The organism is Janthinobacterium sp. GMG2 (assembly GCF_033949445.1).
Classification (GTDB): domain Bacteria; phylum Pseudomonadota; class Gammaproteobacteria; order Burkholderiales; family Burkholderiaceae_D; genus Janthinobacterium; species Janthinobacterium aestuarii.
Map to the genome: position 1 here is coordinate 97242 of NZ_JAXAWA010000008.1, position 13276 is coordinate 110517.

At 63.4% G+C, this 13276-nt stretch carries 8 protein-coding genes and 1 other RNA gene; 7 read left to right on the forward strand and 2 right to left on the reverse strand.

The window, feature by feature from the left end:
• Window positions 1–314 precede the first annotated feature (314 nt).
• The 7 genes from ubiD (at window position 315) to SKZ59_RS24315 (ending at window position 8132) form a co-directional block, all read left to right on the forward strand.
• A complete protein-coding gene (gene ubiD, locus SKZ59_RS24285) occupies window positions 315–1799 on the forward strand; it encodes a 4-hydroxy-3-polyprenylbenzoate decarboxylase (RefSeq protein ID WP_319993192.1) in 1485 nt (494 codons plus the stop codon).
• Window positions 1800–2015: 216 nt separating this feature from the next.
• Window positions 2016–2114, forward strand: an RNA gene (ffs, locus tag SKZ59_RS24290) — signal recognition particle sRNA small type.
• A gap of 236 nt (window positions 2115–2350) precedes the next feature.
• A complete protein-coding gene (gene dnaX, locus SKZ59_RS24295; RefSeq protein WP_319993193.1) occupies window positions 2351–4684 on the forward strand; it encodes a DNA polymerase III subunit gamma/tau in 2334 nt (777 codons plus the stop codon).
• A gap of 42 nt (window positions 4685–4726) precedes the next feature.
• A complete protein-coding gene (locus tag SKZ59_RS24300) occupies window positions 4727–5053 on the forward strand; it encodes a YbaB/EbfC family nucleoid-associated protein (RefSeq protein ID WP_034759121.1) in 327 nt (108 codons plus the stop codon).
• A gap of 47 nt (window positions 5054–5100) precedes the next feature.
• Window positions 5101–5691: a recombination mediator RecR gene (recR, locus tag SKZ59_RS24305; RefSeq protein ID WP_070302426.1), complete on the forward strand. Its 591-nt coding sequence runs from the start codon at window positions 5101–5103 to the stop codon at window positions 5689–5691.
• A gap of 7 nt (window positions 5692–5698) precedes the next feature.
• Window positions 5699–6919, forward strand: coding sequence for a CaiB/BaiF CoA-transferase family protein (locus SKZ59_RS24310; RefSeq protein WP_319993194.1), 1221 nt, complete (start codon window positions 5699–5701; stop codon window positions 6917–6919).
• A 79-nt stretch (window positions 6920–6998) separates the two neighbouring features.
• Window positions 6999–8132, forward strand: coding sequence for an esterase-like activity of phytase family protein (locus SKZ59_RS24315; protein ID WP_319993195.1), 1134 nt, complete (start codon window positions 6999–7001; stop codon window positions 8130–8132).
• Here SKZ59_RS24315 and SKZ59_RS24320 read toward each other — a convergent pair.
• Together SKZ59_RS24320 and SKZ59_RS24325 are read right to left on the reverse strand one after the other, a co-directional pair.
• Window positions 8101–10260, reverse strand: a complete 2160-nt coding sequence (locus SKZ59_RS24320; RefSeq protein WP_072456361.1) for a putative bifunctional diguanylate cyclase/phosphodiesterase — start codon at window positions 10258–10260, stop codon at window positions 8101–8103. The two genes, SKZ59_RS24315 and SKZ59_RS24320, sit on opposite strands and share 32 nt — an antisense overlap.
• 1 nt (window position 10261) lies before the next feature.
• Entirely contained in the window at window positions 10262–13117 is a 2856-nt protein-coding gene (locus SKZ59_RS24325) for a response regulator (RefSeq protein WP_319993196.1), read from the reverse strand.
• Between the last annotated feature and the right edge of the window lie 159 nt (window positions 13118–13276).

Sequence of the window (13276 nt, forward strand, 5' to 3'; positions counted from 1 at the left end):
ATTGGATCAGTCGCAATACAACTTTTACCGGGGGTAAGGCAGACGCCTTTTGAAAACACTCCTTAAAATGTCATGTGGAGCCCCGACTCCGTGAATGAAAGAGAAACGCTAAAATCAAGCTCTGGGCCGGCGTGCTCTTTCAAGTTGGGCGAATTGTAGAAGCCGTTTTATATCAAGTCAATACTAACGAATCGTTTCTTTATTACTTTTATGTCTTACTTTTTGACTTGCATTGTGCCAAAAGCCAATAAAATCAATTACTTGGCATAGATCCTTCAGCAACGGCGTCCGACGTCAAAAAAAATTAAAAACACATGAAATATTCAGATTTACGAGATTTTATTTCTCAACTGCAACAAATGGGTGAACTTAAGCCCATTTCGACCCCCATTTCACCGATTTTGGAGATGACGGAAGTGTGCGACCGCACCTTGCGCGCGGGCGGACCGGCCTTGCTGTTCAATAATCCGACGGGATACACCATGCCGGTGCTGGGCAACCTGTTCGGCACCACGCGCCGCGTGGCCTTGGGCATGGGCGCGGAAGACGTCAGCGAGTTGCGCAAGATCGGCCATGTGCTGGCGCGCTTGAAGGAACCGGAACCGCCGAAGGATTTCAAGGATCTGCTGGGCCTGGGCTCGCTGGTGAAATCCGTGTGGGACATGTCGCCGAAGGAGTTGCGCGGCGCGAAGTGCCAGGAAATCGTTTGGGAAGGCAACGACGTCGACCTCGCGCGCCTGCCGATCCAGCATTGCTGGCCCGGCGACGTCGCCCCCCTGATCACCTGGGGCCTGGTGATTACCAAGGGGCCGAACAAGAAGCGGCAAAACCTCGGCATCTACCGCCAGCAAGTGCTGGGACGCAATAAGGTCATCATGCGCTGGCTGGCGCACCGGGGCGGGGCGCTGGACTTCCGCGAGCACGCGATTCAAAGCAAGGGCAAGCCGTATCCGATCGCCGTCGCGCTCGGTGCCGATCCCGCTACTATATTAGGGGCCGTCACGCCGGTGCCCGACAGCCTGTCCGAATACCAGTTCGCCGGCTTGCTGCGCGGCAGCCGCACGGAGCTGGTGAAAGCCATCGGCAGCGAGCTGCGCGTGCCGGCATCGGCCGAAATCGTGCTCGAAGGCCATATCTATCCGGACGAAAACCATCCGAGCGGCTACGAGCATGCGCTGGAAGGGCCGTATGGCGACCACACGGGCTACTATAATGAGCAGGACAGTTTCCCTGTGTTTACCATCGACCGCATCACCATGCGCCGCGATCCGATCTACCACTCCACCTATACAGGCAAACCGCCGGACGAGCCGGCCGTGCTGGGCCTGGCCCTGAACGAAGTGTTCGTGCCGCTGCTGCAAAAGCAGTTCAGCGAAATCACCGATTTCTATCTGCCGCCCGAAGGCTGCAGCTACCGCATGGCCGTGGTGCAGATCAAGAAACAGTATGCGGGCCACGCCAAGCGCGTGATGTTCGGCGTGTGGAGCTTCTTGCGCCAGTTCATGTATACCAAGTTCATTGTCGTCGTCGACGAAGACGTGAATATCCGCGACTGGAAAGAAGTCATCTGGGCCATCACCACGCGTGTCGATCCGATCCGCGACACGACCCTGGTCGACAACACGCCCATCGACTACCTGGACTTCGCCTCGCCGGTCAGCGGCCTGGGCAGCAAGATGGGTATCGATGCGACCGATAAATGGCCGGGCGAAACGACGCGCGAGTGGGGCACGACGATTGCCATGACGCCGGAAGTGAAGGCCAAGGTGGATGGGATCTGGCAAGAGCTGGGTTTATAGGTAGTGACGTAGGTCGGCTTAGCGCGCAGCGCGTAAGCCGACGTTGCGGTGCTTGCTTGTTCTGCAGCGCTTGGATACCCATTGCCTGCATACTTGGCAGTGTCGGCTTACGGCCTGCGGCCTAAGCCGACCTACGCCTAAGCCGACCTAAGCCGACCTGCGCAGCATTGACACGGCAATTTCCCAATCTTGCGCAGGTCGGTTATAATTGTCCCTGGCGGGCCCCTGCGCATCGTGGCATGGCTAACCTGGTCAGGTCGGGAACGAAGCAGCCACGGCTATTAACCATGAGTGCCGCAGATCAGGCTCGCCTCCTTCGGGAATGTTTTATCAGGATCAATCAAGCTGCCATGGGCAGCTTTTTTGCTTTTACGGCCCCGTTTTCTTGCTGACCCGCAGCATTGCCGGGCTTGCCGTGTTTTCACTGTTTCTAGCTGGCCATGTTATACAATTGCTGCTTTGCCGCGTTTGCCAGATTTGTCCTGGCCCGGCCATGAGGCTTGCGCCCGCCGCGCAGGATCACCCGCAAAATCGCATGGTAAAATCTCAGCATGTCCTATCAAGTCCTCGCCCGTAAATACCGCCCCAAGAATTTCGAGACGCTCGTCGGCCAGGAGCACGTCGTGCGCGCGCTCACGCATGCCTTGCACAGCGGCCGATTGCATCACGCCTATCTGTTCACAGGCACGCGCGGCGTCGGCAAGACGACCCTGTCGCGCATCCTGGCCAAGTCGCTCAATTGCATCGGCCCCGACGGCACGGGCGGCATCACGGCCCAGCCGTGCGGCCAGTGCGAAGCGTGCACGGCGATCGACGCGGGACGCTTTGTCGACTATATAGAGATGGATGCGGCGTCGAACCGCGGCGTCGATGAAATGGCGCAGCTGCTCGAGCAAGCCGTGTATGCGCCAAGCAATGCGCGCTTCAAGGTCTATATGATCGATGAGGTGCACATGCTGACGAACCACGCGTTCAACTCCATGCTCAAAACCCTGGAAGAACCGCCCGAGCACGTCAAGTTCATCCTGGCCACGACGGACCCGCAAAAGATACCCGTGACCGTGCTGTCGCGCTGCCTGCAGTTCAACCTCAAGCAGATGCCGCCCGGCCACATCATCAGTCACCTGGACAATATCCTGGGACAAGAGGGCATCACCTTTGAACAGCCGGCCTTGCGCCTGCTGGCCCAGGGCGCCCACGGTTCCATGCGCGATGCGCTGTCCCTGACGGACCAGGCCATCGCGTATGCGGCCGGCGCGGTCACCCTGGATGCCGTGCAAGGCATGCTCGGTGCGCTCGACCAATCGTATCTGGTACGCCTGCTCGACGCGCTGGCGCAGCAGGATGGCGCGGACCTACTGGCCGTGGCCGACGAGATGGCGTCGCGCAGCCTGTCGTACAACGGCGCCCTGCAAGACCTGGGCACCTTGTTGCACCGCATTGCGCTGGCGCAAACCGTGCCCGCCGCCTTGCCGCAGGATCTGCCTGAGTACGCGGACATCGTCCGTTTGGCTACCGCGTTTGACGCGGAAGAAGTCCAGCTGTTTTACCAGATTGCCGTGCATGGCCGCAATGAACTGGGCCTGGCGCCCGACGAATACGCGGGCTTTACCATGACCTTGCTGCGCATGCTGGCCTTTCGGCCCGGCATAGGCGGCGCCGAAGGTGTGCCTGCTGCCGCGCCAGCTTCTGTATCGGGCAACCGTCCCGCGGCCGTGGCCGCCGCGCGCGCCGCTGCCGGCGCATCCGCATCGGCCGCCCGCGCCGCCACGAACAGCGTGGCCAGCCATGCAGCCGTGACCCCGCCCGCCGTGGTCGCAGCCGCTGCCGCCAGCATGGCCCGCAGCGAAGCGCCGCCGCCACGCGCGGCTGCTCCGGCACCGGCACCTGTAGCTGTAGCCGCACCGGCGCCGGCACCAGCGGCGCCGCCGCCTGCCGCTCCTGCTCCTGCTGCGGCCGCCCCGGCAGCATCGGGCGCCCCGATCAGTTCCGCCCGCGCCGCCATCAATGCGGCGCTGGAAGCGGCCCGTGCCGCCTCGAAAGGCCGTCCGGGCAGCGCGCCATCGGCGTCATCGTCGGCGCCCAAGCCGGCTGCCCCCGCACCGGCAGCGGAAGCTGTCGCCGCGGCGCCAGCCCCGGCCGCACCGGTCCAGGCAGCACCGCCACCGCCCGCCGCCGCGAAAGCGCCTGCGCCGTGGGACGATGCGCCACCGGTCGCCTTGATGGAAGCGCCAGTGGCCGCTACGGCACCCGTGCAGCAGGCGCGTCCTGCCGCGCCGTCGCCACAGCAGGCACCCGCCGACGACGACTTGCCGCCGTGGGTCACCGAATTTTCCGACGACAGCGCGTCGGCTGCCGTGTCGGCGCCCGCCGCGCAAAGCAGCGAGCAGCCGGCCGTCATCATGCCGCAGCGTGCCGCCAAGCAAGCTGCACCGAGCGGGCCATATGTGATCACGCCCGTGCCGGGCCTGGACTGGGACGGCAACTGGCCAGCCGTTGCCGCCGTGCTGCCCCTGCGTGGCATCGCCCAGCAGCTGGCCGTGCAGGCCGAGCTCATCGAATGCCTGCACGACGGCCACAGCACCACGTTCCGCCTGCGCGTGCCGATCGACACGTGGCGCAGTCCGGCCAACGTGGAAAAACTGGCAGCCGTGCTCAGCGAGCGCTTCGGCCGCAAGGTCAATGTCGACACGGAACTGGGCGCCGTCTGGTACACGGCCAGCGCGGAGGCGCAGGCCCACCGAGAGGCGTGCCAGCTGCAAGCGGAAGAAACCATCGCCAGCGATCCCTTCGTGCTCGACATGAAGCGTGCATTCGACGCTTTTGTTGTGCCGGGAACGATTACCCCTGCACCGGCCGGCTCCGCCGCGCCGACCCTGCATTAATGATTAACAAAACTCATAAACTGAATTGAACGGAGCATTCTCATGATGAAAAATCAACTGGCTGGCCTGATGAAGCAGGCGCAAGCAATGCAAGACAACATGAAAAAAGCCCAGGAACAACTGGCGCTGGTGGAAGTGGAAGGCCAGTCCGGCGCCGGCCTCGTGAAAATCGTCATGACGTGCAAGAACGACGTCAAGCGCGTCTCCATCGACCCGTCGCTGCTGGCCGACGACAAGGACATGCTGGAAGACCTGGTCGCTGCCGCCTTCAACGACGCCGTGCGCAAGGCGGAAGCGACGTCCGCTGAAAAAATGGCAGGCTTGACTGGCGGCATGAACTTGCCAGCTGGCTTCAAAATGCCATTCTGATGCACTGCCGCATGCGCTCGATCTATGGCACGGGGCAAGGTTGATCCATGTCCAAGTCGCTTGAATTCTTGACCGAGGCGCTGCGGCGCCTGCCCGGCGTCGGCCCCAAGTCGGCGCAGCGGATGGCGTTTCATTTGTTGCAGCACGATAGGGAAGGCGCGGCCATGCTGTCGCGCGCCCTGTTCCAGGCCGTCGATGCCGTGCATCACTGCGGCCTGTGCAATACCTTTACCGAACATGAAGTGTGCGAGACCTGTCTCGACGAAGACCGCGACAAGCGCTTGCTGTGCGTGGTGGAAACGCCCGCCGACCAGCTGATGATCGAGCAGACGCTCACCTACAAGGGCCTGTATTTCGTCCTCATGGGACGGCTCTCTCCGCTGGACGGCATCGGCCCGAAAGACATCCACCTTGAAAAATTATTGAACCGCGCCAACGATGGCGTGGTCGGCGAAGTGGTGCTGGCCACCAACTTCACGAATGAAGGCGAAGCGACGGCCCACTACATCAGCGAAATGCTGAAGGCGCGGGGCTTGCGCGTGAGCCGCCTGGCCCGCGGCGTGCCCGTGGGCGGCGAACTGGAATACGTCGACGCGGGCACGATTGCCCGCGCGATGCTCGACCGCAGGGCAACCTGATTACAACATGACAGAATCCTCCGCGACCACTGGTCCATTGCAAGGCATTAAAGTGCTGGAACTGGGCACCCTGATCGCGGGGCCGTTCTGTGCCCGCATGCTGGCTGAATTCGGCGCCGACGTGATCAAGATCGAGTCGCCCGATGGCGGCGACCCCATCCGTACCTGGCGCGTACTGAAGGATGGCACCTCGCTGTGGTGGTCGGTGCAGGCGCGCAACAAGAAAAGCGTCACCCTGAACCTGAAGTCGCCCGAGGGCCGCGCCATCGCGCGCCAGCTGGCCCTGGAAGCGGACATCATCATCGAGAACTACCGCCCCGGCGTGCTGGAAAAGTGGGATCTCGGCTACGAACAGCTCAAGCAGATCAAGCCTTCCCTCATCATGGTGCGCCTGTCCGGCTTTGGCCAGACGGGGCCGATGAAGGACTTGCCGGGTTTCGGCGCCATTGGCGAATCGATGGGCGGCTTGCGCTATGTGTCCGGCTTTGCCGACCGCCCGCCCGTGCGCGTCGGCGTATCGATCGGCGACTCCGTGGCGGCCCTGCACGGCGTGATCGGCGCCATGATGGCCTTGCGCCACCGCGACGTGACCGGTGGTGCGGCCGCTGGCGAAGGCCAGATGGTCGACGTGGCCCTGTACGAATCCGTGTTCAACCTGATGGAATCCCTGGTGCCCGAATACGACCAGGCGGGCGTGGTACGCGAGCGCACGGGCGGCTCGCTGCCCGGCATCGTGCCCTCGAATACCTACACGACGGGCGATGGCGAAAACATCGTGATTGCCGGTAATGGCGACGCCATCTTCAAGCGCTTGATGCTGGCCATGGGCCGTATCGACATGGCGGGCGACCCGCAGCTGGCGCGCAACGATGGCAGGGTCGCGCGCACGCAGGAAATCGACGACGCCATCGGCGCCTGGTGCGCCACGCACACGATAGACAGCGCGCTGGCCGTGCTCAAGGCGGCGGATGTGCCGGCCGGCAAAATCTACTCCGTGCGCGACATGATGAGCGACCCGCAATTTCTTGCCCGCGACATGTTCGAACAGCACCAGTTTGCCGACGGCACGCCCGTCAAATTGCCCGCCATCAGCCCGAAACTGTCGGCCACGCCGGGCAAGACCCAGTGGCTGGGGCCGACCCTGGGCCAGCACAACGACGAGGTGCTGGCGTCGCTCGGCTACGATGCGGCGGCCATTGCGCGGCTCAAGGGCGATGGGGTGGTGTGATCCGACGTGTGCCGCCAACAATGTTGTCGGATTACGCGCTTCGCGCTAATCCGACCTACGCAACTCACTGATACTTGTCATGCATCGATTTCTCAGTACCGCGCTTGCCCTGGCATCCGCCGCCATTGTCCTCTCCGCCTGCGCCAGCTTCCCGCATGATGCGCCGATTACGGGCCTGCGCCTGATCGGCGAGCAGCGTATCGCGCTCAGGCAGGCGTTCGAGGGCACCACAGTGGGCGGCTTGTCCGGCATCGATTACGATGCGGCCAACAAGAGCTGGGTGATGGAAAGCGATGACCGCTCGGAAATCAATCCGGCCCGCTTCTACCGCGCTGCGCTCCACTACGACAGCAAGGCATTTACGGGCGTGACCTTGAACAGCGTGCATTTCTTCACGCAGCCCGACGGCAGCCGCTATCCGAACCTGGCGCATGCCAAGCTGGAGCAGGGCGACCAGGTGGCCGATATCGAAACCATCCGCGTCGATCCGCAGGATGGCAGTCTGTGGTACGGCAGCGAAGGCAACCGCAAGGTGGGCCTGCATCCGTTCGTGCGTCATGCCGACAGCGGCGGCCGTTACCTGGCCACCTTGCCGACACCGGCGATGTTCAATGTCTCGAAGGAAGAAATCGGCTCGCGCAACAACATGACATTTGAAGCGCTGTCGTTTGCCAGCGATGGCAAGAGCCTGTGGCTGGGCATGGAAGCGGCCCTGTACCAGGATGGCCCGCTGGCCACGCCCGACAACGGCTCCATCGTGCGCATCACGCGCCTGGACCGTGCCGGCAAGGTCCTGGGCCAGTATGCGTATCCGGTCGAGCCGGTGGCGTCGCGGCCCGGGCCCGGACGCGAGGCGGACAATGGCGTGTCGGAAATTCTCGCCGTGAACGATCACCAGGTGCTGGTGGTGGAGCGGGCCGGCGTGGCCAACGCGGACGGCGTCTATACGAACCACGTGCGCATCTACGAAATGGAAACGCAGGGCGCCACCGATGTGCAGGCGCTGCCGGCCTTGGCGGGCGCGTCCTATGTGCCGGCGCGCAAGCGTTTGCTGCTGGACCTGGAAAAGATCGGCCTGGCACGGGTCGACAATATCGAAGGCATCAGCTGGGGGCCGCGCCTGGAAAACGGCCGCCGCAGTCTGGTTTTGATTTCCGACGACAATTTTAATCCGCTGCAAGTCACGCAAATCCTTGCCTTCGAAGTGCTCTAGTTTCCACGCTGGCCAGCTGCTTCGTCTGCCTGGCCAGCATGGCCGTGATCGTGTCGTGCGGAGACGGGTGGCCCAGGAAATAGCCTTGCACCATGTCGCAGCCGTATTCTTCCAGCATCACCAGCTGCTCGTCCGTTTCCACGCCCTCGGCCACCACCACCATCTTCAAGCCATGCGCCATGGCGATGATGGCGCGCGTGATGGCCGCGTTTTCCGCATCCTGCGGCAAGCCGGCGATAAAGCTCTTGTCGATCTTCAAGGCCCGCACGTCGAAGCGTTTCAGGTAATTCATTGACGAATAGCCTGTGCCGAAGTCGTCGATCGACAGGTACACGCCGATGCCGCGCAATTGCTCCAGGGTCACCATGGTGGCGCGCGCATCGTCCATCAAGGTCCCTTCCGTCAATTCCAGTTCCAGCAGGCGCGCATCGAGGCCCGTGTCGGCCAGGGCCGAGAGCACGATCTGCATCAGGTTTTCATCTTTGAATTGCTTGGCCGACAGGTTGACGGCCATGCGGATGGCGCGCCCGCTACCGTTTTGCCACGCCTTGGCCTGGTTGCAGGCCGTGCGCAGCACCCATTCGCCGATGGGCACGATCAGCCCCGTCTCTTCGGCCAGCGGGATGAATTCCGTGGGCGAAATGATGCCCCGTTCCGGATGGCGCCACCGGACCAGCGCTTCCACGCCGACGATCTGCGTGCTGGGCACGTCGATCTGCGGCTGGTACAGCAAATACAGTTCGTTGTTCTGCAAGGCTTTCCTCAAGCCCACTTCCATCTTGACGTGGCTCATGATTTCCATCGTCAGCGAAGAACTGTACAGCTTGGCGTTGTTCTTGCCGCAGTTCTTTGCGTGGTACATGGCCGTGTCCGCATATTTGAGCAGCGAATTGCAATCCTCGCCATCTTCCGGATACAGCGAAATGCCGATGCTGGCCGTCACAAAAATCTCGTGCGCCTCGATCATGAACGGCCGGCGCATGGCTTCCTTCACCCGGTGCGCCACGTTCAGCGCGTCTTCCACCCGTTCCAGGTCGGGTATCAATATCGTGAATTCGTCGCCGCCCAGGCGCGCCAGGTTGCTGCCGCCAAAGACGCCATCGAGCTCGTATTCGGCGCGCAGCACCAGGTCGCTGGGGCGGATGGTTTCGCGCAGGCGCTCGGACACCACCTTGAGCAAATGGTCGCCCACGTCGTGGCCCAGGGTATCGTTGATGCGCTTGAAGGCATCGAGGTCCATGAACAGCACGGCGAATTTCTTGTCGTGCTCTTTCGAGCGCACCAGTTCGCGTTCCAGTGTTTCCAGGAACGCCTGCCGGTTGGGGATGCCCGTCAGGCTGTCGCAATAGGCGAGGCGGCGGATCTGTTCTTCCGTGCGCTTGCGCTCGCTGATGTCGCGCACCAGGCCCAGCACTTCATCGGCCCCCGTCGCCACCAGGCGCGCCTCGAAATGGCGCGTGCTGTCTTCGTGCGTGAGCGTGTAGTCGACCGAGCCGATGTGCTGCGTGGCCAGCACCGCGTGCGCCTGGTCGAGCAGGCGCGCGGCGATTTCGGGCGGCAGCACGTCGCGGATATGGCTGCCCACGCAGTCGGTGATGGAAAAGCCGGCGCTGGCGTCGTGGCCCTGTTCGTAGTCGAGATAAAAACCTTCGCTGTTGAGGCGAAAGAAGGTGTCCGGGATGGCGGCCAGCACGGCGCGGTTGTGCGCATCGGCGATGCGCAGGCGGGCGATGGCGTCGCTGGCGCGCAGCACGTACAGCACGCGGTGTCCGAGGATGGGCCAGTTGATGGGCTTGGAAATGAAATCCGTCGCGCCCACCTCGTAGGCGCGCGTGACGGCTTCCAGCTCGTCGCCGCCCGTGACCATGATGATGGGCACCGTGCCGCCCACTTCCTGGTGGCGGATTTCGCGGCACACGGCAAAGCCGTCCATGGCCGGCATGTCGACGTCGAGCATGACGAGGTCCGGCCCGCTGTGCTTGTAGCTGGCCAGCGCCTGCACGCCGTCTTCGGCCTCGATCACGTCCAGGCCCACCTGCGTGAGCATTTGCCGCATCAGCAAACGCATCACGGGGTCGTCGTCGGCCACCAGCACCAGGCCGCGGGGAGGGGAAAGGGGCGCTGTCATGTCAGTGTTCCTTCACGAGGATGGCGTTCAGCGATTCGCGTACGGTCAGGAAGGCTTGCTGCATCTGCTGCAGCAGGGCAGCCGCGCCCTCGGTGCTGCCGGCGCGGCCCAGTTTTTCCATCTCCTTGCACAGTTGCGCCAGGCTATCGGCGCCCACGTTGGCGCTGCCCGACTTGAGGCTGTGCGCCACCTTGCGCAGCGCTTCCGCATCGGCGCCGGCAATCGCTGCGCGCATGGCGCTCAACTGGCGCGGCGTTTCGCTGGTAAAGGCGAGGATGACCCGCTCGAGCAGCGCATCGCCATCCGTGCCGGACAGGGCGCGGATGTTTTCCAGCGCCTGCCGGTTCAGCGGCTGGGCCGATGTCTGCGTTTGCTCGGGCGGCGGCGCGGGCGGCACCTCCACAGGCGCTTGCGGCTCCGGCGCTTCGCTGTGATGCACGGTGGCCGCGCGCGGCAGCGTGATCCAGCGGGCGATCGTGTGGCCCAGGTCCTGCTGCGTGAACGGCTTGCTCAGGTAATCGTCCATGCTGGCCGCCAGGCACGCTTCGCGGTCGCCCTGCAGCGCATTGGCCGTGATGGCGACGATGGGCAGCACGCGCGCGTGGCCGCACTGCTGTTCGTGGCGGCGGATTTCCGCCGTGGCGGCAAAGCCATCCATTACGGGCATCTGGCAATCCATCAGGATCAAATCGAAATCCTCGGCCTGCGCCGCCTGCAAGGCCTGTTCGCCGTTGCGCGCGCAGACCACGTCCAGGCCCAGGCTGTCGAGCATGGCCAGCGCCACTTCCACGTTGACGGGATTGTCCTCGGCCAGCAGTACGCGGCGGCGCTGGCGCCGGCCCACTTGCCGCGCCGCATGCGGCGGATGGATGCGCATGCCCTCGCTGGCGCGCGGCGGCGTGACGATGCAGTCGAACAGGTCGCATTCGCGGGCCGGCTTGATCAGCTGGAAGGCCACGCCCGCCTCGCGCCGCTGCACCGGGTCGGCTGCCGCCTGTTCGGTACTCAGCAGCAGTAATTTGAGGTCGGCCAGCAGCGGGTCGCTCTTGATGGTGGCGGCCAGGGCCAGGCCGCTGGTGCGCGGCAATTCCATGTCGAGCAGCGCCACGCCATACGGCGTGCCCGCCTGCGCGGCCGTGTGCAGCTTGGCCAGGCAGTCGCTGGCCGTGCCGGCGCTGTCGCTGACGATGTGCCAGCTGGCCAGTTGCCGCTCCAGCACGGCGCGCGTGGCCGGTGTGTGGTCGACGATCAAGGCGCGTAACCCTCGCGTGGTTTTCAGGTTGAAGGACGGGTCGTCGCTGTCGACTCGCCGCTTATCGAAATTTACTTCGAACCAGAAGATCGATCCTTGCGTTAAAGCATTATCAACGCCGATAGTGCCGCCCATCAGCTCCACCAGCTGTTTCGAAATTGTCAATCCCAGGCCCGTGCCGCCGTGCTTGCGCGTGGTCGAGCCGTCCGCCTGCGAGAACGATTCGAAGATGCGCGTCTGCGCCTCGCTCGACACGCCGATGCCCGTGTCGTGCACCTCGAAACGCAAGCCCACGCTGGGCGCGTCTTCGCTGCAGACGGTCACTTTCACGGTGACCTTGCCCGTTTCCGTAAACTTGATGGCGTTGCCCAGCAGATTGACGATGATCTGGCGCAAACGGTTCGGGTCGCCGCAGATGGCGATGGGAATGTCAAACGCGATGTTGAATTCCAGGCTGATGTTTTTCGCTTGCGCCTGCGGCGCGAACACGTGTTCTATATCGTCGAGCAATTCGCGGAAATTGAAGCGGATGTATTCCACGCTCAGCTTGCCCGCCTCGATCTTGGAAAAGTCGAGTATGTCGTTGATGATGACCAGCAAATTCTGCCCCGAGCGCTGCACCATGCTCGTGTAGTGGCGCTGCTGCGGGCTCAAAGGGCTGGCCAGCAGCAGCTCCGTCATGCCCAGCACGCCATTCATCGGCGTGCGGATTTCATGGCTCATGGTGGCAAGAAACGCGCTCTTCGCCTGGCTGGCGGCCTCGGCCGCATCCTTGGCCTTTTCCAGCTGCGCCGTGCGCACGCCCACCTGGCGCTCGAGCTGGTCGCGGTAATTGGCCAGGGTGCTGTCGCGGCTGTCGATCTGCGCCAGCATGTCGTTGAAACTGTCGATCAGCACGCCCAGCTCGTCGCTGCGCTGGTGCGCGATGCGGTGGCTGTAGGTCTGGCTGCTCGACACTTTCTGTGCAGTATCGATCAGCTTGGTAATCGGTTCGGCGATCACGCTTTTGAAACGCCGCGCGAGGAACACGGCGATCAGGAAGGACAGCACGGTGGCGCCGCCGATGGCGCCCACGTGGCGGCCGATGTCGCGCCACATGTGGTTCAGGTCCGCCTCGATCAGCACGGCACCGATCAGCTGCTGCGGCTGGCCAGGCCGGTAGACGGGACGGTACAGGCGCATGGCGGGCGCCAGCGCCGTGCCCGTGCCTTGCGTGACGGGCTGCACGGCCATGTCGGCCAGCAGGGCCGGGTCCAGGTCTTCCGGCGCGGCCAGGCCATCGGCATGCTGCTGCGCGCGGTACAGGGCGAACAGGCGCCCGTTCCGGTCGAACAGGGCCGCCTGGGCGACCTCGTCGCGCGCGGCCAGCGCGGCCAGCACCTGTTCCGCCTGCGGCTGCGCCGATTTGCCTGCCAGCAAGGGCCCCGCGCCGGCCGCGCCGATCACGCCCGCCAGGGACAGCAGCTGCTTGCCTTCATCGTCCTTGTGGCTGAGCACGGACGTCAGCGCAAACGCCACGAACACCAGCAGCAGCGCGCAGCCCGACGACAATACCGAAATCATGGTCAGCTTCTGGCTGATGCTGGAGCGTTGGAAATTGAACATGGTTGCGGCGCTTCTCCGGTCGGCCTGTTGACTGTTTTTTAATTTCCTATTGGAAAAATATAGACGCGAAGACACACCATGATATTGATGTGGGTCTAAGGAAGGAGAGGGGAGGGAAACTTATACGAGATGAAACAAATAGGGCGGTCTCGCAAGACC